General features: G+C 70.0%; 14 protein-coding genes and 1 pseudogene. 9 read left to right on the forward strand and 6 right to left on the reverse strand.

Annotated features, from left to right (window positions below):
• Nucleotides 1-123 precede the first annotated feature (123 nt).
• The 6 genes and pseudogenes from serA to CSEG_RS03530 all read left to right on the forward strand — a co-directional run bounded on the left by serA (nucleotide 124) and on the right by CSEG_RS03530 (nucleotide 9,313).
• Nucleotides 124-1,704, forward strand: coding sequence for a phosphoglycerate dehydrogenase (gene serA / locus CSEG_RS03500; protein ID WP_013077884.1), 1,581 nt, complete (start codon nucleotides 124-126; stop codon nucleotides 1,702-1,704).
• Nucleotides 1,705-1,845: 141 nt separating this feature from the next.
• Nucleotides 1,846-2,214, forward strand: a complete 369-nt coding sequence (locus CSEG_RS03505) for a VanZ family protein (protein WP_013077885.1) — start codon at nucleotides 1,846-1,848, stop codon at nucleotides 2,212-2,214.
• Nucleotides 2,215-2,292: 78 nt separating this feature from the next.
• Nucleotides 2,293-3,079: pseudogene (locus tag CSEG_RS03510) on the forward strand (ImuA family protein).
• A gap of 124 nt (nucleotides 3,080-3,203) precedes the next feature.
• On the forward strand, nucleotides 3,204-4,658 hold the full coding sequence (locus CSEG_RS03515; protein WP_013077886.1) for a Y-family DNA polymerase: 1,455 nt from the start codon (nucleotides 3,204-3,206) through the stop codon (nucleotides 4,656-4,658).
• Between the two features lie 132 nt (nucleotides 4,659-4,790).
• Complete coding sequence (locus tag CSEG_RS03520; RefSeq protein ID WP_013077887.1) at nucleotides 4,791-8,039, forward strand: error-prone DNA polymerase; 3,249 nt, start codon at nucleotides 4,791-4,793, stop codon at nucleotides 8,037-8,039.
• A 257-nt stretch (nucleotides 8,040-8,296) separates the two neighbouring features.
• Complete coding sequence (locus tag CSEG_RS03530) at nucleotides 8,297-9,313, forward strand: Cif family virulence factor (protein ID WP_013077888.1); 1,017 nt, start codon at nucleotides 8,297-8,299, stop codon at nucleotides 9,311-9,313.
• A 101-nt stretch (nucleotides 9,314-9,414) separates the two neighbouring features.
• On the opposite strand, the gene CSEG_RS03535 is transcribed toward CSEG_RS03530, so the two are convergent.
• Entirely contained in the window at nucleotides 9,415-11,070 is a 1,656-nt protein-coding gene (locus CSEG_RS03535; RefSeq protein ID WP_013077889.1) for a long-chain-fatty-acid--CoA ligase, read from the reverse strand.
• A gap of 208 nt (nucleotides 11,071-11,278) precedes the next feature.
• Between CSEG_RS03535 and CSEG_RS03540 the strand changes: the two genes are divergently transcribed.
• Nucleotides 11,279-13,042: a response regulator gene (locus CSEG_RS03540; RefSeq protein ID WP_013077890.1), complete on the forward strand. Its 1,764-nt coding sequence runs from the start codon at nucleotides 11,279-11,281 to the stop codon at nucleotides 13,040-13,042.
• A 1-nt stretch (nucleotide 13,043) separates the two neighbouring features.
• On the opposite strand, the gene CSEG_RS03545 is transcribed toward CSEG_RS03540, so the two are convergent.
• Both CSEG_RS03545 and CSEG_RS03550 read right to left on the reverse strand, forming a co-directional pair.
• Nucleotides 13,044-14,483, reverse strand: coding sequence for a serine hydrolase domain-containing protein (locus CSEG_RS03545; protein WP_013077891.1), 1,440 nt, complete (start codon nucleotides 14,481-14,483; stop codon nucleotides 13,044-13,046).
• Between the two features lie 88 nt (nucleotides 14,484-14,571).
• Nucleotides 14,572-16,071, reverse strand: coding sequence for a bifunctional aminoglycoside phosphotransferase/ATP-binding protein (locus CSEG_RS03550; protein ID WP_013077892.1), 1,500 nt, complete (start codon nucleotides 16,069-16,071; stop codon nucleotides 14,572-14,574).
• 144 nt (nucleotides 16,072-16,215) lie between these two features.
• Here CSEG_RS03550 and CSEG_RS03555 point away from each other — a divergent pair, with 144 nt between their 5' ends.
• Nucleotides 16,216-16,839: a TetR/AcrR family transcriptional regulator gene (locus CSEG_RS03555; RefSeq protein ID WP_013077893.1), complete on the forward strand. Its 624-nt coding sequence runs from the start codon at nucleotides 16,216-16,218 to the stop codon at nucleotides 16,837-16,839.
• A 2-nt stretch (nucleotides 16,840-16,841) separates the two neighbouring features.
• On the opposite strand, the gene ilvD is transcribed toward CSEG_RS03555, so the two are convergent.
• On the reverse strand, nucleotides 16,842-18,695 hold the full coding sequence (gene ilvD / locus CSEG_RS03560; RefSeq protein WP_013077894.1) for a dihydroxy-acid dehydratase: 1,854 nt from the start codon (nucleotides 18,693-18,695) through the stop codon (nucleotides 16,842-16,844).
• A gap of 98 nt (nucleotides 18,696-18,793) precedes the next feature.
• Here ilvD and CSEG_RS03565 point away from each other — a divergent pair, with 98 nt between their 5' ends.
• Complete coding sequence (locus CSEG_RS03565; protein ID WP_013077895.1) at nucleotides 18,794-19,687, forward strand: LysR family transcriptional regulator; 894 nt, start codon at nucleotides 18,794-18,796, stop codon at nucleotides 19,685-19,687.
• Nucleotides 19,688-19,818: 131 nt separating this feature from the next.
• Here CSEG_RS03565 and CSEG_RS03570 read toward each other — a convergent pair whose 3' ends face one another.
• The gene (locus CSEG_RS03570; protein WP_013077896.1) at nucleotides 19,819-21,708 is read right to left on the reverse strand and encodes a nucleoside-diphosphate sugar epimerase/dehydratase; all 1,890 of its coding nucleotides are present in this window, start codon (nucleotides 21,706-21,708) and stop codon (nucleotides 19,819-19,821) included.
• An 86-nt stretch (nucleotides 21,709-21,794) separates the two neighbouring features.
• Nucleotides 21,795-23,015 (reverse strand): molybdopterin molybdotransferase MoeA, encoded by a 1,221-nt coding sequence (locus tag CSEG_RS03575; protein WP_013077897.1) that lies wholly within the window; start codon nucleotides 23,013-23,015, stop codon nucleotides 21,795-21,797.
• Nucleotides 23,016-23,153: the final 138 nt, after the last annotated feature.

Genomic DNA, 23,153 nt, shown 5'->3' on the forward strand with positions numbered 1-23,153 from the left:
TCCCTCCCCCTTGATGGGGGAGGGGCAGGGGCGGGGGTGATCCCCCGCCGCCTAACAAAGCACCCCCAATCCCAACCCTTCGCCCATCGAGGCGGAAGGGTTCGATATCCGGAGACGACCTCCATGAACGCTCCCCGCGTCCTCATCGCCGACAAGCTCAGCCCCGCCGCCGTCGACATCTTCAAGAACCGCGGCCTCGCCTTCGACATCAAGGTCGGCCTGTCCAAGGACGAGCTTATCGCCGTGATCGGCGACTATGACGGCATAGCCATCCGCTCGGGCGCCAAGCTCGACAAGGACGTGATCGCCGCCGCCCACAAGCTGCGCGTCATCGCTCGCGCCGGCATCGGCGTCGACAACGTCGACATCCCGGCCGCCACGGCCAAGGGCATCGTCGTGATGAACACGCCCTTCGGCAACTCGATCACCACGGCCGAGCACGCCATCGCCATGATGTTCGCCCTGGCCCGCCAGATCCCCGCCGCCGACGCCTCGACCCAGGCCGGCAAGTGGGAGAAGAACCGCTTCATGGGCGTGGAACTCTACGCCAAGACCCTGGGCCTGATCGGCGCCGGCAACATCGGCGGCATCGTCGCCGACCGCGCGCTGGGCCTGAAGATGAAGGTCGTGGCCTACGACCCCTTCCTGTCTCCCGAGCGCGCCGTCGAGATGGGCGTCGAGAAGGTCGAGCTGGAAGACCTGCTGGCCCGCGCCGACGTCATCACCCTGCACACCCCGCTGACCGACAAGACCCGCAACATCCTGTCGGCCGAGGCCCTGGCCAAGACCAAGAAGGGCGTGCTGATCGTCAACTGCGCCCGCGGCGGCCTGGTCGACGAGGCGGCGCTGCGCAAGCTGCTGGACGAAGGTCACGTGGGCGGCGCGGCCTTCGACGTGTTCACCGTCGAGCCGGCCAAGGAAAACCCGCTGTTCGGTTCGGACAAGGTCGTGGCCACCCCGCACCTGGGCGCCTCCACCTCGGAAGCTCAGGAGAACGTCGCCCTGCAGGTCGCCGAGCAGGTCAGCGATTACCTGCTGACCGGCGCGGTCACCAACGCCCTGAACAGCCCCTCGATCACCGCGGAAGAAGCCCCCAAGCTGAAGCCGTTCGTGGCCCTGGCCGAGAAGATCGGCGCCTTCGCCGGCCAGATGGTCGACTTCGGCATCAAGGCCATCGACATCGCCTTCGAGGGCGAGGTCTCCAACCTCAACGTCAAGCCGATGACCTCGGCCGCCCTGGCCGGCGTGCTCAAGCCGATGCTGGCCGAGATCAACATGGTTTCGGCTCCGGCCGTGGCCAAGGAGCGCGGCATCACCGTCTCCGAGAGCCGCCAGGAAGTCAGCCCCACCTATGACAGCCTGATGCGCGTGACCATCACCACCGAAAAGGGCAAGCGCGCCTTCGCCGGCACGGTGATCGCCGGCGCGCCGCGCATCGTCGAGGTCAAAGGCATGGAGCTGGACGCGGCCTTCTCGCCGGCCATGCTGTACATCAACAACCTGGACAAGCCGGGCTTCATCGGCGCGCTGGGCATGATGCTGGGCGAGGCGGGCGTCAACATCGCCACCTTCAACCTGGGTCGCCTGGCCGCCGACGAGGACGCCATCGCGCTGGTGGGCGTCGACCAGGCTCCCAGCGCGGACCTGCTGGCCAAGATCGAGGCCCTGCCGCACGTCAAGGAATCGCGCGCGCTGACGTTCTGAGGATAGATGCTCCCCCGCCGTGCGGGGGAGCTGTCACGGAGTGACTGAGGGGGCTAATGCGGCATAAGTCCAGCTAGCCCCCTCCGGCCCTCTGGGCCACCTCCCCCGCGCGCGGGGGAGGAACTTGTCAAAGGCCCCCCAATGTCCCTGCTCGTTCCCCGCAAGATCAACTGGCTGGGCCTGGCCGCCTTCCTCGCCGCCGTGGCCTTCACGCTCTACGCGGCCCTGGCCCCGGGTGACGACACCAAGGGCCTGATCCCGTGGGACAAGGCCAAGCACTTCATCGTCTTCTACGGCCTGACTTTCCTGGCGACGATGGCCCTGCCCAAGAGCCGTTACTGGAAGATCGGCGTGGTGCTGCTGGGCTTCGGGATCGCCATCGAGATCCTCCAGGGCCTGCCCATCGTCGGCCGCGACGCCGACATCTTCGACGTGGTCGCCGACACCCTGGGCGTCGGCTTCTTCTTCGGGCCGATCATCGCCACCCAGTGGCTCAACCGCGAAGACTGACCGTCCGCCTGAGACACTCCAAGCCTTGACTCTCGTCGCGCCAAGCGTGAGAACAAAGTAAGAACTTGGAGTGTGGAGATGGCCGGATCGCGCGAGGCGCGTCTTGCGGCCCTGAGAGGCCGGATCGCCGCGATCGAAGCGGGGACTCGGACTCCGACTCCGGTCCTGCCGTTCGGCGATCCGGCCATCGACGGCTGCTTTCCCGGCGGCGGCTTGCCGCTGGGCGCCTGGCATGAGGTGGTCGGTGCGGGGCTGGAGGGCGAGACCGGCGCGGCCCCGGCGGCCTTCATCGGCCTGATGTTGCGGTCGCTGCTCACGACCGGCGTGGGGGTCTGGGTGGCGCGGCGCACCGACCTGTTCGTCCCCGGCCTGTTTGGTCTCGGCTTTCCCGCCCAGCGGCTGATCCAGGTCCGCGCCCGCGACGAGGCCGAGGTGCTGTCGGTGCTGGAGGACGCCCTCTCCACGGAAGGGGTCAAGGCGGCGATCGGCGAGGCCGAGGCGCCCGATCTGACCGCCGGCCGCCGGCTGCAGCTAGCCTGCGAGAAGCGCGGCGGCCTGGGGCTGCTGCTGCATCGTCGGCCCTATGGCGGCCGCGCGGGGGAGGGGCCTCGGACCGTGTCCGGCTCGGCCTCGTTCAGCCGCTGGCGCGTTGGCCCCCAGCCCAGCGGCGCGCCGCCCGACGACATCGGCCTTGGACCCCCACGCTGGCGGGTCGAACTCGAGCGCTGCCGGGGCGGACGTTCCGGCGGCTGGATCTTAGAAGCCCAGGAGGCCGGCCATGGCCCGCACTCCTTTCCGTCTGGTGTCCCAACTGGCCGATCACGACGTGGCGCCGGCGGAACCCGGATGGCGCGAAGCCGGGTGAGGGCGCGGAAAGATCCTCCCCCCAGAGGGGGAGGTGGTCCGAAGGACCGGAGGGGCAAGGCGCAAGGCCAGCAGGACTTCCCCCTCCGTCCGCTGCGCGGACACCTCCCCCGCTGGGGGGAGGATTGGCGTCTCCCCCCCTCGCCCTTCTCGTCTCCGAACGCGGGACCCGCCGTCTCGCCGCCGTCGACGACCGCGCCCGGGCCCTTGGCCTGTTCGCCGGCCAGAAGGCCGCCGACGCCCTGGCCCTGGTCCCGGACCTCGCCACCTTCGACCACGACCCCGCCGCCGACCGCGCGGCGCTGGAGGCGCTCTGCGACTGGTGCGTGCGGTTCTCGCCGGCCGTGGCGATCGACGGCGAGGACGGCCTGTTGCTGGACATCACCGGGACCGACCACCTGTGGGGCGGGGAAGGCGCCATGCTGGTCGACCTGGTGGCGCGGCTGGCGCGCTGGGGCGTGCCGGCGCGGGCGGCGATCGCCGACACGGCCGGGGCGGCCTGGGGGCTGGCGCGATTTGGCGAAGACCTCGCTGTCGTCCCGTCCGGCGGTCAGCGCCAGGCGCTGGCGGACCTGCCCGTCGCGGCCCTGCGACTGGACGAGGCGGCCGAGGCCCAGCTGCCGCGCCTGGGCCTGCATCGCGTGGGCCAGCTCTACGGCCTGCCGCGCGCCCAGCTGGCCAAGCGCTTTGGCCTTGGCTTCACCACGCGGTTGGACCAGGCCCTGGGGGCGGCGGCCGAGGCCCTGACCTTCCGCCGGCCGGCCAGCCCGTGGTTCGACCGCCTGGCCTTCTTCGAGCCGATCAGCGCGCCCGAGGACATGGCCCGCGTCGCCGCCGACGCCCTGGCCCTAATCTGCGCCCGGCTGGAGGCCGAGGAGCGCGGGGCCAAGCGCTTCGAGGTCGTGCTCCACCGGCTGGACGGCCAGGCCTTCCCGGTGCGCGCGGGCCTGGCGCGGCTTGGCCGCGACGCCAAGCGGCTGGCCAAGCTGGTCGTTCCCAAGCTGGACAAGGTCGATCCGGGCTTCGGCATCGAGGTCGTCACCGTCCACGCCGCCGGCGTCGAGCCCCTGGCCGCCGTCCAGAACGGGCTGGACAGCACGGCGGGCGCGGGCCTCGACGAGACCCTGGCGCCGCTGATCGACCGGCTGGTCAATCGCCTGGGCGAGGCTCGCGTCTGGCGGGCCGATCCTTATGAGAGCCACGTGCCCGAACGCTCGGTGGTCCGCGCCGCGCCGCTGGACCCGCCGCCCGCCGCGGCCTGGGACCCGGACCGTCCGCGCCCGGTGCGCCTGTTCAAGCGGCCCGAGGCGATCACGGCCCTGGCCAAGGTGCCCGACGACCCGCCGGTGTTCTTCACCTGGCGGGGCCGGTCTCACCGCGTCCGCCGCGCCGAGGGTCCCGAGCGCATCGCCCAGGAATGGTGGCGCGCAGGCGTGGCCGAGGGCGAGACGGGGCCCGGCAAGGTCCGCGACTACTACCGCGTCGAGGACGAGGCCGGCGGGCGGTACTGGATCTTCCGGCAGGGGCTGTTTGGCGGGGAAGACGCGCCGAAGTGGTGGATCCATGGCCTGTTTGGGTGAAGCGCGATCAGTTCCTCCCCCGCTCGCGGGGGAGGTGTCGGCGGAGCCGACGGAGGGGGCGAACTGGAGGTCGGCCGTGCTGGCCCCCTCCGGCCCGCTGGGCCACCTCCCCCGCGCGCGGGGGAGGAACTGATGCCCCGCCGCCCCGCCTACGCCGAACTCCAGACCACCAGCAACTTCTCCTTCCTGCGCGGGGCCTCGCACGCGGAGGAGTTGGCCATCGCCGCCGAGGCGCTGGGGCTGACCGCCGTCGGGATCGCCGACCGCAACAGCCTGGCCGGGGTGGTGCGGGCCTGGACGGCGGCCAAGCAACGGCAGGTCCGGGTGCTGACCGGCTGCCGGCTGGACTTCATGGACGGGACGCCCAGCCTGATCTGCTACCCGACCGACCGGGAGGCCTTCGCCCGCCTGACGCGCCTGCTGACCCTGGGCCAGCGAAGGGCCGAGAAGGGTCAGTGCCATCTGAGCTGGGCCGATTTCCTGGACCATTCGGAGGGGCAGATCGGCCTGATCGTGCCGCCCCGGACTTTGGATGAGACCTTCGAGCGGGACCTGACCCGCATGGCCGGCGATCTCTCCGGACGATCCTGGCTGGCGGCTAGCCGGGCCTACGCCGCTCAGGACCTCAAGCGCCTCTCGCGCCTCGACGCCCTGGGGCGGGACGCGGGCGCGCCGATCGTGGCGACCAACGACGTGCTCTATCACGGCCCCGAGCGGCGGCCGCTGCAGGACATCATCACCTGCGTGCGCGAGCATTGCGCGATCCACGAGGCGGGCTTCCGGCTGGAGGCCAACGCCGAGCGGCACCTGAAGTCGGCGGCCGAGATGGCGCGCCTGTTCGAGCGCTGGCCGCGCGCGGTCGAGCGCACGGTCGAGATCGTCGAGCGGATCGGCTTCGACCTCGGCCAGATCAAGGAGCAGTACCCCGACGAGCCGGTGCCGCCGGGCAAGTCGGCGATGCAGCACCTGACCGACCTGACCTGGTCGGGCGCGGCCTGGCGCTATCCGGGCGGCATCCCGGAAAAGGTGAAGGCCCAGCTGGAGGAAGAGCTGCGGCTGATCGCCAAGATGGACTACCCCAACTACTTTATCACCGTGCACGACATCGTGCGCGAGGCGCGGAAGATGGGCATCCTGTGTCAGGGGCGCGGCTCGGCGGCCAATTCCTCGGTCTGCTACTGCCTGGGCGTGACGGCGATCGACCCGACCGAGCATCGCCTGCTGTTCACCCGCTTCATCTCCGAGAACCGCGGCGAGCCGCCGGACATCGACGTCGACTTCGAGCACGAGCGGCGCGAGGAGGTGATGCAGTACGTCTACGAGCGCTATGGCCGCGAGTACGCCGCCATCTGCGGGACGGTGATCCACTACCGGCCGCGCAGCGCCATCCGCGACGTCGGCAAGGCCCTGGGCCTGACCGAGGACGTCACGTCACTGCTGGCCGGCACGGTCTGGGGCAGCTGGGGCAACGGCCTGCCCGAGGAGCACCTGCGCGACGCCGGGCTCGATCCCCAGGCGCCGGAGATCGCCCGCGCCGTCGCCCTGGCGACCGAGCTGCTGAAGTTCCCGCGCCACCTGTCCCAGCACGTCGGCGGCTTCGTCCTGACCAAGCGGCGGCTGGACGAGACCGTGCCGATCGGCAACGCGGCGATGAAGGACCGCACCTTCATCGAGTGGGACAAGGACGACATCGACAGCCTGTCCCTGATGAAGGTCGACATTCTGGCGCTGGGCATGCTGAGCGCCATCCAGCGGGCCATGACGATGCTGCGCGAGGACCACGGCCAGGCCTGGCTGAAGGACCTGGCCGACATCCCCAAGGAGGTCTCGGGCGTCTACGACATGCTGTGCAAGGCCGACAGCGTCGGGGTCTTCCAGGTCGAGAGCCGGGCCCAGATGTCGATGCTGCCGCGCCTGAAGCCGCGCGAGTTCTACGACCTGGTCATCGAGGTGGCGATCGTGCGCCCCGGCCCGATCCAGGGCGACATGGTGCATCCGTACCTCAAACGGAAGAACAACATCGAGCCGGTCGAGTGGCCCGCGCCCTCGCCCGAGCATGGCCCCGAGGACGAACTGAAGGGGATCCTGGGCAAGACCTTCGGCGTGCCGCTGTTCCAGGAGCAGGCCATGAGCCTGGCCATCGAGGCGGCCAAGTTCACGCCCGACGAGGCCGACGGCCTGCGCAAGGCCATGGCCACTTTCCGCAACCTGGGCACGCCGGCCGAGTACCGCGACAAGTTCGTCGAGGGCATGGTCCGGCGCGGCTACCAGCGCGACTTCGCCGAGCGCTGCTTCAAGCAGATCGAGGGCTTTGGCCACTACGGCTTTCCGGAGAGCCACGCGGCCAGCTTCGCCAAGCTGGTCTACGTCTCGGCCTGGATCAAATGGGCGTGGCCGGACGTGTTCTGCGCGGCCCTGATCAACTCCCAGCCGATGGGCTTCTACCAGCCGGCCCAGCTGGTCCGCGACGCGCGCGAGCACGGGGTCGAGGTGCTGCCGCCCGACATCCTGGCCAGCGCGTGGGACTGCACGCTGGAGAAGGGCGCCGCGTACGAGGGCTTCCGGCCCCGCGCCGACAAGATCGCCGACTACGCCAATCGCTCACAGTGGAAGGCCGTCCGCCTCGGGTTTCGCCAGATCAAGGGCCTGAAGCAGGTCGACGTCGCCGTGCTGGTCCACGCCCGCGCCGAGGGCGCGCGCACGCCGGGCGAGTTCGCCCAAGGCGGCGTTCCGCAGCGGGCGCTGGAGCTGCTGGCCGAGGCCGACGCCTTCGCCGGTGTGGGCCTGACGCGGCGCGAGGCGCTGTGGGCGGTCAAGGGCCTGAAGGGCGAGCACAGGGCGCCAGTCCAGGCCCCGCTGCTGGCCGGCCTGCCGCTGTTCGAGGACCGCGTCGCCCTGCCTGCCATGGCCAAGCCCCAGGATGTGGCCGAGGACTACCGCACCACCAGCCTTTCCCTGAAGGCCCACCCAATCGGCTTCTACCGGCCGATGCTGCAACGGCGCGGGGTGATCACGGCCGAGCGGCTGTCGACCCTGAAGGACGGCGCGCGGGTCTCGGTGGCGGGTCTGGTCCTCATTCGCCAGCGGCCGGGCACGGCCAAGGGCGTGGTGTTCGTGACCCTGGAGGACGAGACCGGCGTCGCCAACGCCGTCGTCTGGAAGGACCGCTTCGAGGCCGACCGCAACCTGGTGATGACCGCCTCGTTCCTGGTCGTCCACGGCCGGGTGCAGCGCGCCGACGGCGTCATCCACGTGGTCGCCGAAGGCTTCACGGACCTGTCGGCGCACCTCTCGGCGCTGAGGGATGAACCCGGCGCTCCGGCGCCCCGCGTGAGGCAGAAGGTGTCGGGGCGGCTGCTGCGGAGCCGGGATTTCCACTGAGGGGGCGTTGCGCAAACCCTCTCCCAGAGGGAGAGGGCGGGGCCCGCCGCGAAGCGGGGGGAGGGTAAGGGGGTACGAGGTTCGACGAGGCGCCGGCGCTCCGTCGGACGCATTACCCCTCACCCCAACCCTCTCTCCATGAGAGAGGGATTTGGAGCGTCCGCCATCCACCCGTAACGGACATTCACCCGAGCGTGAGTTACATTGCCAAGATCATGGCGTCTCACGTGCTCAACCGCGCGATCAGGGGGGCAATAATGGTTCACCAAACCTGTCTGGGTGGAACGATCCGAGCCGTCCTTGGCGGATCCCTGGCCGGATTGCTCGTCGCGCTAAGCGTTGCTGGCGCTCACGCCCAGCCAGTCCCCGCGCCCGCCGGCGAAAATCCGTTTTCAGCCCTGTTCGGCGAGTGGACGCTCAAGGACGACAAGTTCCAGTATGTCGGCGACGGGCGAACGGTCGAAACGCAGATCATACCCAATCACCACACCCAGTGCGCGAGAGTGAACACCGACCGCAGCATGCTTTGCGTCGTCAAGGCCGGCGCGTTGAACGGCCATATGTTGTGGACCTACGACGCGTCGAAACAGCGGGTGCATTGGCTCTCGCATTTCGGGACCGAGCGCACCGGCGTCGGCGTCGGAACGTTCGACAAGGCTTCCAACCTGACGTTCAAGGTGAGTTTCACGGACGAGCCCGAAGGCAGCTATCGCCAGTATCGCTACGAATGGGTGTCGCCTGACGAATATACCTTGAGATCGACACAGTACGATCGCCGCGGTCGTGCAACGGGGAACTGGTACGGTGGCGCTTTCGTCCGTCTGCCGGCCTCGGCGCTCGCTGTCGCAGGTCCAACTCGCCCGCCCGCCACCGGAATGGCGTATTCGGTGGAAGACGATATTCAGAAGGTGAAGGCCATCCTGAAAAAGATCGACGCGGACATCACTGACACCAGCATCTACAGCGAAGACGTCGTTCACATGGCGCAGGGAAGCCGCGCAATTACCAGTAAGGCTGCGCTGCAGAAGGTGCTTGCCGCCGAGGCGTCACATGGCCGATCCAACATGACCCATGAGATTGTGACACTTCACTCCTACTCCGACCTGGTCCTGACCAGGGGACGGGTCAAAGGCGCTTGGCATCCTGCGAACGGCGGAAGTCCTATCCCGTTCGAGACGAACAACATCATCACCTTTCGGCGAGCAGCGGACGGGTCGCTCAAGGTCTGGCACGTTATCTTCAACTGGGTTGAGCTTGAGCGATATCAGCCCTGAACTCTACGTGGCTTTCGAAATCCGCTCCCCAATGTCCGTTTTCCATCCTGAGCGGACCTCTACGCCTCTCCACGGGAGGGCGGTGCGCTCCGACCGCCTCTCTACCCCGGCAGCTCATACCCCTCCTCCGTCAGCCGCTTGCGGATCAGCTTCTTGTCGATCTTACCGGTCGCGCCGAGCGGGATGTCCTCGACGAACAGGACGTCGTCGGGGGTCCACCACTTGGCGATCTTGCCTTGCAGGAAGTCGAGGAACTCGACCCGCGTGGCCGTCTCCTCGGGCTTGAGTTTGACCAGCAGCACCGGGCGCTCGTCCCACTTCGGATGCGGCACGCCGACCACGGCGGCGAGGGCGGCCTTGGGGTGGCCGACGGCGATGTTCTCGATCTCGATCGTGCTGATCCACTCGCCGCCCGACTTGACCACGTCCTTGGCTCGGTCGGTGATCTGCATGAAGCCTTCCGGGTCGATCGTCGCCACGTCGCCGGTGTCGAAATAGCCCTCGGCGTCCAGGATGTTTCCGCCGGCGCCCTTGAAGTACTCGGCCGCGATGATGGGGCCGCGGATCTTCAGATGGCCGAAGGCCTTGCCGTCGTGCGGCAGGCGCTTGTCGTCGTCGTCCTTCAGGCAGATGTCGACGCCCAGCGGCGGGCGGCCCTGCTTCAGCCGCCAGGGCATCTGCTCCTCGTAGGGGAGCTTGGCCAGCTGGTCGGTCATCACCGACAGGGTGCCGACCGGCGAGGTCTCGGTCATGCCCCAGGCGTGGACGACCTCGACGCCGTAGTTGTCGTGGAAGGCGCGGATGATGCTCTCGGGGCAGGCCGCCCCGCCGATCACTACCTTCTTCAGGGTCGTGATCTTGCCGTTGGTGCTTTCCAGGTGATGCAGCAGCATCTGCCAGACGGTGGGCACGGCGGCCGAGAAGGTCACGCCCTCGGTCTCAAGCAGCTCATGGATCGAGGCGCCGTCCATCTTGGCGCCCGGCATCACCATCTTGGCCCCGGTCCCCGGGGCGGAGAACGCCACGCCCCAGGCGTTGGCGTGGAACATCGGCACCACCGGCAGGATCACGTCCTTCTGCGACAGCCCCATCACGTCGGGCTGCAGGGTGATGAAGGTGTGCAGGAAGTTCGAGCGGTGCGAGTAGAGCACCCCCTTGGGATCGCCCGTCGTGCCCGAGGTGTAGCAGAGGCCCGCGGCCGTATCCTCCGGGAAGCCGCCCCAGGCGACGTCGGGCGAGTGCTGCTCGACCAGGTCCTCAAAAGCCAGCAGGCCCTTGAAGCCCGGCGCGTCTCCGGCCAGGGCGAAGTCGGCGGGCATGTGGTCGCGGTCGGTGAACACCACCACGTGCTCGACGCTGGGGATGTGGTGCAGGATCTGCTTGAGGATCGGCAGGAAGGTCAGGTCGGTGAAGATGATCCGGTCGCCGGCGTGGTCGGCGATCCAGGCGATCTGCTCGGGGAAGAGGCGCGGGTTCAGGGTGTGGCAGACCATGCCGACGCCCATGATCCCGTACCAGGCTTCCATGTGCCGGCCGGTGTTCCAGGCCAGGGTCCCGACGCGGTCGCCGGCCTTCATGCCCAGGGCCAGCAGGGCGTTGGACACCTTCTTGGCCCGCTCGCGCATCTGACCGTAGGTGGTGCGCACGATCGGCCCTTCGACGGACCGGCTGACCACCTCGCGATCAGCATGCCAGCGCGCGGCGTGGTCGATGATCTTGTCGAGGGTCAGCGCCCCATGCTGCATCAGCCCATACATCGGCCGTTTCTCTCCCGGTAAATTATCGTTGTTCAGGAGAAGCTAGTGGGCCGCGCGGCATTGTGCAATGCAGCGCCACCGCAAGGCGAGACGCCGGCTCCGCCGCCAGCCGCGATCATCGGTCGCATCGCGTCTTCAGGGGCTTCTGATGTTTTAAAGGCTTAGTTCGAGCCCGGACCGACGTGGTTCGCCGTTCGGAGACGAGGGTTTGGGCTGGCTTAGCGATACATGGTCCGACACGCGGTTGGACGAGGTCGCGGCCGACACCTACCGGTTGACGCCTTCGCGCTTGGTGTCCGCGGCCGTGGCGGCGGTGATCGTCGGCTTGGGCCTAGGAGCCACGATCGCGGCCGGCTGGCTGGTCAGCCTGCTGGCCGGCGAGGGGCTGGCCTATCTGGTCACGCGCCGCTTCAGGTCGGGCCGCACAGGCACGGCGCGGCTGCGGGCCCTGTTCATATGGGCCTCCGTGCCGATCAACGCCAGCTGGGCCGCCCTGGCCGCCCTGCTCTGGCTGCAAGGTCATGGCGACACGCGCCTTGGGGCGGTGGCGATCTGGTGCGGCCAGCTGATCTACACCCAGAACTTCCGCCACCAGTCGGCGCCGCTGCTGGTGCTGAACGGCCTGGCGCCGATGGTCAGCCTGATCGTCTTTCCGTTCTTCTTCCTGCCGGGCGATGAGCTGGAGACCCTCACCGCCCGCTGGGGCCTGTTTCTGCTGGTGGCGACCACGATCAACGTCATGCTGCTGAACCGCGCGGCCGCCCGGCGGATGGACGACCTGACCCGCGACCTGCGCCAGGAGCGGGAGAAGGCCCTGGAGGCCGCCCGCGCCAAGTCGACCTTCATCGCCGTCGCCAGCCACGAGCTGCGCACCCCGATGAACGGCCTCCTGGGCATGGCTCACGCCCTGGGGCGCTCGGACCTCTCCGCCGCTCAGCGCGAGCAGGTCGACCTGATGATTCGGTCGGGCGACAGCCTGATGCACCTGCTCAACGACGTGCTGGACCTGTCGCGGATCGAGACCGGTCGGGTCGAGCTGGCGCCGGCCGACATCGCGCTGCCACGGGTCATGACCGAGGTCGTCAACGCCTGGCGCGACGCGGCCGCGTTCAAGGGCCTGTCGCTGAGCATCGATTTCGCGCCGGACTTGCCGGCGGCGATCCACGCCGACGATCTTCGCATCCGTCAGGTGATGACCAATCTGGTGTCCAACGCCATCAAGTTCACGGCCGAGGGCGGCGTGGCGATCGAGGTCGGCGCGACCACGGCGCCGGACGGCCGGCGGATGATCGCGATCACCGTCGCCGACAGCGGTCCGGGCGTGCCCGACCATGCTCGCGAGCGGGTCTTCGACAGCTTCACCCAGGCCGACGAGACCGTCTCGCGCGACTACGGCGGAGCGGGTCTGGGGCTCAGCATCGCCCGGGCCCTGGCGCGGCGGATGGGTGGCGACCTGGTCCTGGCGCCGAGCCGCATGGGCGCGCGGTTCCTCTTCACCTTCGAGGCGGTCGAGACCGTTCCGGTCCGGGAGCGGGCTGACGACACGCCTCCGGAGGCGCCGGCCCTGGATCAGCTGCGGGTGCTGATGGCCGAGGACAACGCCGTCAACCAGCTGGTCGTGCGCGCCATGCTGGAGCCGATCGGCGTCGCCCTGACCGTGGTCGAAAACGGCCAGGAGGCGCTGAAGGCCCTCGGCGAAGGGCGCTACGACTGCGTGCTGATGGACATCAACATGCCGGTGATGGACGGCGTCACCGCGCTGGAGGCGATCCGCGCCGGACGGGTCGGTCCGAGCCCGCCGCCGATCATCGCGCTGACCGCCTCGGCCATGGCCGGGGATCGCGAGCGTTTCCTGGAGATGGGCTTCGACGACCACCTGGGCAAGCCGATCCGTCCCGCCGACCTGGTCACGGCCATCGCCGCGGCGGCCAGCGGGGCGTCGGCCGGCGGACGGTTGAGGGGCGCGGCCTGACTCAAGGCTTGGCCTTGCGCTCGAAGGGCGCGCTGAAGGACCCCAGCGTCACCGTGCCGTGGTCGGGGTCGCTGAACACCAGCCGCAGGTCCTGCGACAGGATGAAGAACTCGCTCGCCGAGGCCGGATAGAGCGGATCGACCACGCCCTTCCAGATCTCCGCCACCAGGCGGTCGCCGTCGCGGCGGATCTCGAAGTCGCCCGGCCCCTTGATCGTGAAGGTCCCCGCGAACCGCGCCTGGTCGGCGATCGCGACCTTGGCGACCTCGCGTTCGACCGGGCGGTAGTCGGGCCAGCCGTATTCGGCGGCCACCGCGCGGACGACCTCCTCGCCCAGCTGATAACCCTGGTCGCCGTTGGTCATCACCACCACGCCGTCGCCGCCGGGATAGCCGACCAGGGTGGCCTTGTAGCCGGCATTGGAGCCGTCGTGAGCGAAGTACTTCTGGGCCCCCGCGCCGCCGATGTTCAGGCCAAGGCCATAGCCGCCCTTGACCGGGGTCAGCATGGTCTTGGCCATCTCGGGCGACAGCACGCCGTCGGCGCGTCCCTGGGCCGAATGCTGCAGGTCGATCACGAACCGAGCCAGGTCCTCGGCGGTGGTCCAGAGGCCGGCGGCGGCCATCTCCGGATAGGTATGCGGCCCGCCGGGGATGGGGACGCCCTGGGCGTCGTGGGGCCAGGCGACCTGGGCGAGACGCGCGGCGTCCAGCGGCTGGTCCTCGGTGCTGTGAGCCATGCCCATGGGCTTGAAGACGCGCTCGCGTACCAAGGCGGGGAAGGACTGGCCCGTGGCGTCGACCATCATCTGCTGGGCGATCGAATAGCCGCCGCCTGAATAGCGGTAGGCCTCGCCGACCGGCTGGTCGACGATCACGGGCTTGGAATTGGCGGGCGCGGCGCCGCTCAGCACCTGGGGCAGGGTGGGAACCGCCTCGCCCGCGGCGTAGCCGGCGAAGCCGTGCACCGTCGTCCCGGCCGTGTGCGACAGCAGCGCCCGCAGGGTCACGGGCTTGCTCGCGGTGAAGGCGCTGGGCGGCAGGGTCCAGGATTTCAGCGTCGCGTTGACGTCGCCGTCCAGCGACAGCTTGCCGTCCTGGACGAGGCGCAGCGCGGCCACGGCGGCGACCGGCTTGCTGACCGAGCCCGCCTGGAAAAGCGTCTCGGCCGTCACCGGCGCGCCGTCCTTTTGGGTGATCCCGAACCCGCGCGCCCAATCGATCTTGCCATTGTGGATCACGGCGATGCTGACGCCCGGCACCTTCAGGGCCGCCATTTCGTCGGCCAGGGCGCGCTTGGCCGGCGATCCCTTGATCGACACCGCCGGTCTCAGGCCCGAGGTCACCGCCTCGATCCGGCGCGACACATCCGGCGCGGCCATGGCGCTTGTCGAGGCCATCAACGCCGCGGCCAGGCAGAGGCGGATCAGAGGTCGGTTCATCTGGGATCCCTTTTGTACAAAGGGATTAGCCACGTCAGACGGATGGTCCGTCAATTTAGGGTTTTGTAATTCGCCGTCCGCGCGCGCTTTACCCCATCGCCTCGGCCAGGGCCCGGGCTTCGTCCTCGAAGGCGCTGACGGTGTCGACCTTATGCCAGGTGATCTCACCCGGGTCGCGGGCCAGCTGGGTCTCCAGCACCGCGACGTCGGCGTCCGAGGCGTCGTTGACGCGGGCGGCGACGCGGGCGCGCAGCACCTCGGGCGGAGCCTCCAGCCAGGCGCCCTGGAAGGCGACGTCGCAGGTCTGGGCCAGGGCCTCGGCGCGGGCGCGCTCCTCGGGCTTGAGGAACACCGCGTCCAGCACCACCGAGCGGCCGGCCTTCAGGCACAGCGCCGCGTCGTGGAACAGCTGGTCGTAGGTCCTGGCGCTCATCTCGGGGGTGTAGGCCTCCCGGGGCAGGCGTTCGAGGGAGGGCACGCCCCAGAGCCGCTTGCGGATCTCGTCGGTGCGCAGAACCACCGCGCCGGGGGCGGCGCCCAGGCCGGGCGCGCAGACCCGCGAGAAGGTGGACTTGCCCGAGCCGGACAGGCCGCCGGCGGCGATCAGGCTGACCGGGCGCGGGGCCAGATGCTCCAGCGCGGTCTGCAGGTAAGCTCGCGCGGCCTCGTCGTCGCCGGTATAGGCCCAGACGTGGGTGCGGACCGCTGCGCGGACGCTCAGCATCAGGGGCAGTGCCGCCAGACCGGTCCACAGACCGTCGCCGAACGACCGGGCGGCCTCGTCGAGATAGGCGTTCAGCACCCGGCCGGCGGCGTCGCGGCGACGACGGAAGTCCAGGTCCATCAGCAGGAAGGCTAGGTCGTACTGGATGTCGATGTCCGACAGGGTGTCGTTGAACTCGATGCAGTCGAACAGGATCGGCTGGCCGTTCTCGATCAGGATGTTCCCGAGGTGCAGGTCGCCGTGGCAGTGGCGGGCGAAGCCGTCGGTGGCGCGGGCGTCCAGCAGCGGACCCAGGCGCTCCAAAGCGGTGTCGGTCTCCTGCACGAGGCGCTCGACCGCCTGCTTGCCCAGGCGCGGCGCCAGGCCCCGCAGCAGGTTGGCGTTGGAGCGGATCGTGTAGCCCAGGGCCGAGACGCCGCCGCCTTGCGGCCGCAGGGACGAGCCGGCGTGGAAGCGGGCCACGGTGCGGCCGAGAGAATCCTCCAGCGCGTCGTCGATCGCCCAGGGTTGGGTGGCCAGCACGCCGTTTTGGTCGAAGCGGCGCATCTCCAGCAGGTACTCGACGATCTCGCCGTCGCCATCCAGCTCGACCCCGCCGTCGGCCGTGCGGGTCAGGCGGCGCACCTCGCGATAGATGTCCGGCGCGGCGGCGCGGTTGAAGGTCAGTTCGCGCTCCAGCGCCCAGCGGCGCAGCTCCAGCGTCGAATAGTCGAGGAAGCCGAAGTCGACCGGCCGCTTCACCTTGAAGGCCGAGCCGCCGATCAGGAACACGCGGGCGCACGAGGTCTCGATCGTGCTTTCCGCCCGCTCGCCGAACCAGGCGGCCACTTCCTGTTCGCGCGCGGCTTCCGCGTCCTTGATCACGCCGTCGATCCTATCTGTTCCGCCCACCAATCAGGCGAAGGCGCTGCATAACCGAAACGAAAGGCGAAGTCCTCTCGCGCGACCCTTGCTTAACCTCGATTTTCGCGGGTAGATTGCATTGAGAGTCAAACAGCGGGTTCCCCCATGCTCGTCGGCGCAGGTCTGAAGCGGTCGGGTCACAAGCGCGAGGAGATCCTCGCCTCAGCCAGGGCGCTTTTCCTACGCGAGGGCTACGCCGACGCCGGCATGGAGGTGGTGGCCCGCGCGGCCGGGGTCTCGACGGCCACCCTCTACGCCTACTTCCCGGGCAAGGCGGACCTGTTCCGCGCCATCGTGATGGAGACCGTGACCGGGGTCGCCGCGCCGGTCCGCGAGGCCGTACGGGTCAAGGGCGACGCCCGAACGCGCCTCACGGCGCTGGCCTGCGCCTACGCCAACTTCTTCTCCAACCCCGATGCGCGGGCGCTTTTCCGGGTGGTGACGTCCGAGCGCCGCCGGTTCGAGGACGTGGCCGAATATCTGCTGCAGAGCGCCCGCGACGAGCTGGGCGGCGCGGCGATCGCGGTGATCAACGACCTGGTCAAGACGGGCGAGCTGAAGGTCCAGAAGGCCTCGTGGGCCGCCAGCCAGCTGATGGGCATGCTGGACCACGTGACCCTGGTGCTGGGCCTCTCGGCCGGCGACGAGGTCCAGCCCCGCCGCCCGCTCCGCGAGATCGCCGAGGACGCGGTCGAGACCTTCCTGGCGCGGTATGGGACGCGGGGGTAGCCCTACCGCCGCTCCACCTGGCTGACATCGCGCACCGCGCCCTTGGCGGCGTTGGTGGTCATGGCGGCGTAGGCGCGCAGGGCGGGGCTGACCTCGCGCTTGCGGTCGAGCGGCTTCCAGGCGTCGGCGCCGCGGGCCAACTGGGCGGCGCGCCGCTCGGCCAGGACAGCGTCGGAGACCTCCAGCGTGATCCCTCGGTTCGGAATGTCGATCAGGATCGAGTCGCCGGTCTCCACCAGGGCGATCAGGCCGCCTTCGCCGGCCTCGGGCGAGACGTGGCCGATCGACAGGCCCGAGGTGCCGCCCGAGAAGCGGCCGTCGGTGATCAGGGCGCAGGCCGCGCCCAGGCCCTTCGATTTCAGATAGGTGGTCGGGTAGAGCATCTCCTGCATGCCCGGGCCGCCCTTGGGGCCTTCGTAGCGGATGACCACGACCTCGCCGGCCTTGACCTGGCCGCCTAGGATGCCGCTGACCGCCGCCTCCTGGCTCTCATAGACGCGGGCGGTCCCGCGGAAGGTCAGGATCGACTCGTCGACCCCGGCGGTCTTCACGATGCAGCCCTCGGGGGCCAGGTTGCCGAACAGGACGGCGAGGCCGCCGTCCTTGGAGAACGGATGCTCGACCGAGCGGATGACGCCCTTCTCGCGGTCCAGATCCAGCTCCTCCCAGCGGGCGGCCTGGCTGAAGGCGATCTGGGTCGGCTTGCCACCGGGCGCGGCGCGGAACAGCTCGTGGGCGACGGCGCTGTTGGTGCGGCCGATGTCCCAACGGGCCAGGGCCTCGCTCATCGTCGTGGCGTGGACGGTGGGCTGGCTGGCGTCGATCAGGCCGCCACGCTCCAGCTCGCCCAGGATGGCCATGACGCCGCCGGCGCGGTGGACGTCCTCCATATGCACGTCGGCCTTGGCCGGGGCGACCTTGGACAGGCAGGGCACGCGGCGCGACAGCCGGTCGATGTCGGCCATGCTGAAGTCGACCCCGCCCTCGTGGGCGGCGGCCAGCAGGTGCAGCACGGTGTTGGTCGAGCCGCCCATGGCGATGTCCAGGCTCATGGCGTTCTCGAACGCGGCCCGGGTGGCGATGCCGCGCGGCAGGGCCGTGGCGTCCTCCTGCTCGTACCAGCGCTGGCACAGGTCGACGATCAGGCGGCCGGCTTCCTTGAACAGCGCCTCGCGGTCGGCGTGGGTGGCCAGGACCGAGCCGTTGCCGGGCAGAGAAAGGCCCAGGGCTTCGGTCAGGCAGTTCATCGAGTTGGCGGTGAACATGCCCGAGCACGAGCCGCAGGTCGGGCAGGCGGCCTTCTCGATCGCCGAGACCTCTTCGTCGGAATAGCTGTCGTCGGCGGCCACGACCATGGCGTCGACCAGGTCCAGGGCGCGGATCTTGCCCTTCACCGTCACCTTGCCGGCCTCCATCGGCCCGCCGGAGACGAAGACGACCGGGATGTTCAGGCGCATGGCGGCCATCAGCATGCCGGGCGTGATCTTGTCGCAGTTGGAGATGCAGACGATCGCGTCGGCGCAGTGGGCGTTGACCATGTACTCGACGCTGTCGGCGATCAGGTCGCGGCTGGGCAGCGAGTACAGCATCCCGCCGTGGCCCATGGCGATGCCGTCGTCGACGGCGATGGTGTTGAACTCCTTGGCCACGCCACCGGCCGCCTCGATCTCGCGGGCGACCAGCTGGCCCAGGTCCTTCAGGTGCACGTGGCCCGGGACGAACTGGGTGAAGCTGTTGGCGATGGCGATGATCGGCTTGCCGAAGTCGCTGTCCTTCATGCCCGTGGCGCGCCAGAGGCCGCGGGCGCCGGCCATGTTGCGGCCGTGGGTCGAGGTGCGCGAGCGATAGGGAGGCATGATCAAATTCCAGTGTCGGTCGTGGGGTCTTTTACGGCAGTCGTGCTCAATCGAAAAATATATTAGTCGCGCCTGATTAGGTCGCTAAACCTATCGTCATGGATATCCGTCAGTTCCGCCACTTCGCCGCCGTGGCCGAGAGCCTGCACTTCGGGCGGGCCGCCGAGCGCCTGGGCATGACCCAGCCGCCGCTCAGCCAGTCGATCCTGGCGCTGGAGAAGGAGCTGGGCGCGCCGCTGTTCGCGCGGACCAAGCGAAGCGTCGAGCTGACCCCGCTCGGCCAGCAATGGCTGCCGCATGTGCTGGAGGCCTTGGCCGCCGTCGACGCCCTGTCCGAGACGGCGCGCCGGCTGCGCGATGGCCAGACGGGGTACCTGACCCTGTCGTTCGTCAGCACCGCCGACTACAGCGTCCTGCCCGACCTCGTGCGGCGCTACGCCGAGGCCTATCCGGACGTCGAAATCCGCCTGGTCGAGGCCACCAGCGACGTGCAGATCCCGGCGGTGGTGGCGGGCGAGCGGCACGCCGGCATCATCATTCCCCCGGCCGAGCGGGCCCTGCCCGAGGCCCTGGCCTATCACCGCCTGGTCTCCGAGCCGCTGGTCGCGGCGGCTCCGGCGGCGTGGGTCGAGGACGGGCGGCTGCCCATCGTGGACAGGGTGCTCTCGCCCGAGGCCCTGCTGGACGCGCCGCTGGTGCTGTTCCCGCGCACCGTGGCCCCGGCCTTCCACGACCTGGTCACCGGCTATTTCAGCGCCCGCGGCCATCCGGCCCGGATCGTCCAGGAGGCGATCCAGATGCAGACCATCATCAGCCTGGTGTCGGCGGGCCTGGGCCTGGCGCTGGTCCCGGCGTCGCTGAGAAACCTTGCGCGGGCGGGCGTAGCCTATGTGGAGCTGGCGTCTCCGCCGGTGCTGGAGACGGGGCTGGTGTGGCGGCGCGAGGACGAGGCGCCGACCTTGCGGGGGTTGTTGGGGCTGGTGGGGGTCTGAAGATCCTCCCCCGCGATGCGGGGGAGGTGGCCCAGAGGGCCGGAGGGGGCGAGCTGGGGTTGAAGCCGCACTAGCCCCCTCAGTCGCTCCGCGACAGCTCCCCCGCATCGCGGGGGAGCACTAGAGAACCCCTACGACGCCCGGATCTTCACGACCTTGGACGGACCCGTCTGGCGCAGCGACTCCACGAGCGCGAACAGCTCTTCGCGGATGCCGGCCTCGTCGCCGGCCTCGGCCAGGGCGTCGAGGGTCTCGAGGCGCGCGTCGGCGATCGGCGGGGCGGGGGACATCCGGACGGCTTCCATGATGCCCGGCGCCTTGGCGCGGGCGACCTCGTTCACGTCCACGAGGGTCTCGGTCAGTTTCTCGCCGGGGCGCAGGCCGGTGATCTTGATCTCGATGTCGCGCTCGGGGACCAGGCCTTGGAGCTCGATCATCCGCTTGGCCAGGTCGATGATCTTGACCGGCTCGCCCATTTCCAGGGTCAGCACGCCGTCCTCGTCGCCGTCCGAGGCGATCATGGACAGGGCCACGGCCCGCAGCACCAGCTGCACGGCCTCGGGGATGGTCATGAAGTAGCGTTCGACATTGGCGTCGGTCAGGGTGATCGGGCCGCCGCGGGCGATCTGGCTCTGGAAGATCGGCACCACCGAGCCGGCCGAGCCCAGCACGTTGCCGAAGCGGACGATGCTGACGCGCATGTCCCCGCCGCCGCCGTACTGGCGGGCCACGGCCTCGGCCACGCGCTTGGCCGCGCCCATGATGCTGGTCGGGGCCACGGCCTTGTCGGTGGAGATCAAGGCCAGGTGCGCCGCGCCGCAGGCCTTGGCGGCCACGGCGACGTTGCGGGTGCCCAGGACGTTGGTCCGCACGCCCTCGCAGGGGTGGTTCTCGACCAGGGTCACGTGCTTGAGGGCCGCGGCGTGGAAGACGATGTCGGGCTTCTGCTCGGCGAAGACGCGCTCGACGCGGGCGGCGTCGCGGACGTCGCACAGGATCTCGCGGCGCGGCAGCAGCGGGTGGCGCTCGGCGATCTCGCGGTCGATGTGGAAGAGGTTGTACTCCGAGGCGTCGACCATGGTCAGGTGGGCGCAGCCGCTGGCGGCGATCTGGCGGCACAGTTCCGAGCCGATGCTGCCGCCGGCGCCGGTGACCACCACGCGACGGCCCCAGACCAGCGCCCGGATCGGTTCGGGATCGAGGCGCACGGGCGGACGGCTGAGCAGCTCCTCGAGGCTGATCTCGCGCAGCATGGCGCCGCCGTCGGCCGAGGCGCCCATCTCGACCACGCCGTGGCGGCGCAGCAGGCGGACGCCCTCGGCCTTCAGCCGGCCCAGGCGCTCGGCCCCGAAGGTGCTCATGGCGCTGTCGGTCAGGAACAGGATCGCCGAGGGCGGCAGGCCGCTGTCGCGCAGGCGGGCCAGCACCCGGTCGAAGTCGGCGATGGCGCCCAGCACGCAGACGCCGCGCAGCTCGTCGCCGGTCTCGCGGTCTTGCGGCGAGACGACGCCGATCGGGGTGTAGCGCTCGCCAAGGCCCGCCGGGGCGCGCAGGAAGGCCTCGGCCTCGGCGGCCGAGCCGACGATCAGCAGGCGCGGCAGGGCCGGGTGCATCGAGGCCGGGCCCAGGCGCAGGACCGAGTCCAGCAGCTGGCGCTCGTGCAGGCTGCGGCGGATGACGCGCAGGGCCGACAGGAAGGTGCCTTGGATCAGGGCCGCGCCGGCCACCGTGCGCAGGCCGCCGTCGATGCCCGGGTGGACCAGGCGGGTGATGACCATGAAGGCCGCCGCCGTCAGCACGGCCGAGCGGAAGAGCCGCAGGTGATCGCTGGCCGAGACGAAGCGCCAGGGCGCGCGCTCGACCCGGAACACCAGCTCCACGATCAGGGCGCCCAGGGCGTAGTAGGTCGCCTGCAGCAGGGTGTCGCCCGTGAAGGGCATGTCGATGACGAGGTAGCGACCGACCAGCAGGGCCAGGAAGGCCAGGAGGACATTGGTCGCAATCTTCCCGACATGTCCCATGAACGAACCTCTCAGCAGCCAATCCGGGGGCGGAGCCCGGGAAGATTCGTGTCCAAGTAGCACGGCATTTCCGTGGCGTCGCCTTTTCAGCCCCGCCGCAGGGGCAGAACCTCGACTGTGTCGCCGGCTTGGGCGGCGGGCGCGCCGGGCCTGCGGCGCAGCAGGGCGTCGGCTTGCGAGAACACGCCGATCAAGGACGAATCCTGGTCGGGGAAGGCGTCGGCGGTCAGCCGGCCCTCGGCGTCGACGGCCAGGCGCGCCCGCATCCAGTGCTCGCGCGGGCCGGTGGCGGAGAGGGGCGCGACGAGGCGCGCGGCGCTGAGTCGGACCTGCGGATCGGCGCCGGTCAGGGCCGCCAGCGGGGGCTTGAGGAAGAGCTCGGCGCAGACCAGGGCCGAGGCCGGATTGCCCGGCAGGCCCAGCACGCGGCGGCCGTCTTCGAGCGTTCCAAACCAGGTCGGTTTGCCGGGGCGCACCGCCACGGTCTCCACGGCGAGCGTCAGGCCAAGCGTCCGGAGCGCCGGCTTGACCAGGTCGTGGTCGCCGACCGAGGCGCCGCCGATGGTGACGATCAGGTCGGCCTCGACGGGCCCCACGCTCGCGGCGATGGCGGCGGCGTCGTCGCCTTGGGCTTTCAGGCGAAAGGCCTCGCCGCCCCAGGCCTCGACCAGGGCCGCCAGGCTGAACGAGCCGCTCTCGAAGATCTGGTCGGCGCGCGGCGCGGCGCCGGGGGGGACCAGCTCGTCGCCGGTGGCCAGGATCGCCACGCGCGGCCGGCGGGCGACCGGGACTTGGGCCAGGCCCGCCGAGGCGACCAGCGACAGCCGCCACGGATCGATGACCGCGCCGGCCTCCAGCAGGGCGGCCCCCGCCTGGAAGTCGCCGCCGGCCGCGCGGATGTTGGCCTTGGGGGCCTCGCCGGCCTCGAAGCGGACGGCGCCACCCTCGCGGACGGCCTCCTCCTGGATGATGACGAGGTCCGCGCCCGCCGGGACCGGGGCGCCGGTGAAGATGCGGACGGCCTGGCCAGCTTCCACGACGCGCGGATAGGCCTTGCCGGCCGCGCTCTCGCCCGCGACCGCGAAGGCCTTGCTGGGTTCATAGTCCGCCCGCCGGATCGCCCAGCCGTCCATGGCCGAGGCGTCGAACGGCGGCTGGGCGCGGTCGGCGACCACCGGCTCGGCGAGGACGCGGCCGAGGCTTTGCTCCAGCGCGACGCTCTCGATCCCGAGGCGCGCGGCGCCGGCGAGAATGCGGGCGCGGGCGTCTTCGACGGTGAGGTTTCTGAGGGAGGGGGAGTCAGCCATGCGCCACAACCATATCCGTCATTCCCGCCCTTGTGGCGGGAACCCCTCTATCCGCCGCAGGTGCGGGAGGGGCGACCTGCTGAGCAGGTCGCTTGCGTCTCACGTGTAAGCTGAACCAGGGGTTCCCGCCACAAGGGC

Source organism: Caulobacter segnis ATCC 21756, from assembly GCF_000092285.1.
Lineage (GTDB): Bacteria > Pseudomonadota > Alphaproteobacteria > Caulobacterales > Caulobacteraceae > Caulobacter > Caulobacter segnis.

Coding starts and splice junctions, on each gene's coding strand:
- serA (WP_013077884.1), top strand. CDS start 124: ATGAACGCTCCCCGCGTCCTCATCGCCGACAAGCTCAGCCCCGCCGCC.
- CSEG_RS03505 (WP_013077885.1), top strand. CDS start 1,846: ATGTCCCTGCTCGTTCCCCGCAAGATCAACTGGCTGGGCCTGGCCGCC.
- CSEG_RS03520 (WP_013077887.1), top strand. CDS start 4,791: ATGCCCCGCCGCCCCGCCTACGCCGAACTCCAGACCACCAGCAACTTC.
- CSEG_RS03530 (WP_013077888.1), top strand. CDS start 8,297: ATGGTTCACCAAACCTGTCTGGGTGGAACGATCCGAGCCGTCCTTGGC.
- CSEG_RS03535 (WP_013077889.1), bottom strand. CDS start 11,070: ATGTATGGGCTGATGCAGCATGGGGCGCTGACCCTCGACAAGATCATC.
- CSEG_RS03545 (WP_013077891.1), bottom strand. CDS start 14,483: ATGAACCGACCTCTGATCCGCCTCTGCCTGGCCGCGGCGTTGATGGCC.
- CSEG_RS03555 (WP_013077893.1), top strand. CDS start 16,216: ATGCTCGTCGGCGCAGGTCTGAAGCGGTCGGGTCACAAGCGCGAGGAG.
- ilvD (WP_013077894.1), bottom strand. CDS start 18,695: ATGCCTCCCTATCGCTCGCGCACCTCGACCCACGGCCGCAACATGGCC.
- CSEG_RS03565 (WP_013077895.1), top strand. CDS start 18,794: ATGGATATCCGTCAGTTCCGCCACTTCGCCGCCGTGGCCGAGAGCCTG.
- CSEG_RS03570 (WP_013077896.1), bottom strand. CDS start 21,708: ATGGGACATGTCGGGAAGATTGCGACCAATGTCCTCCTGGCCTTCCTG.
- CSEG_RS03575 (WP_013077897.1), bottom strand. CDS start 23,015: ATGGCTGACTCCCCCTCCCTCAGAAACCTCACCGTCGAAGACGCCCGC.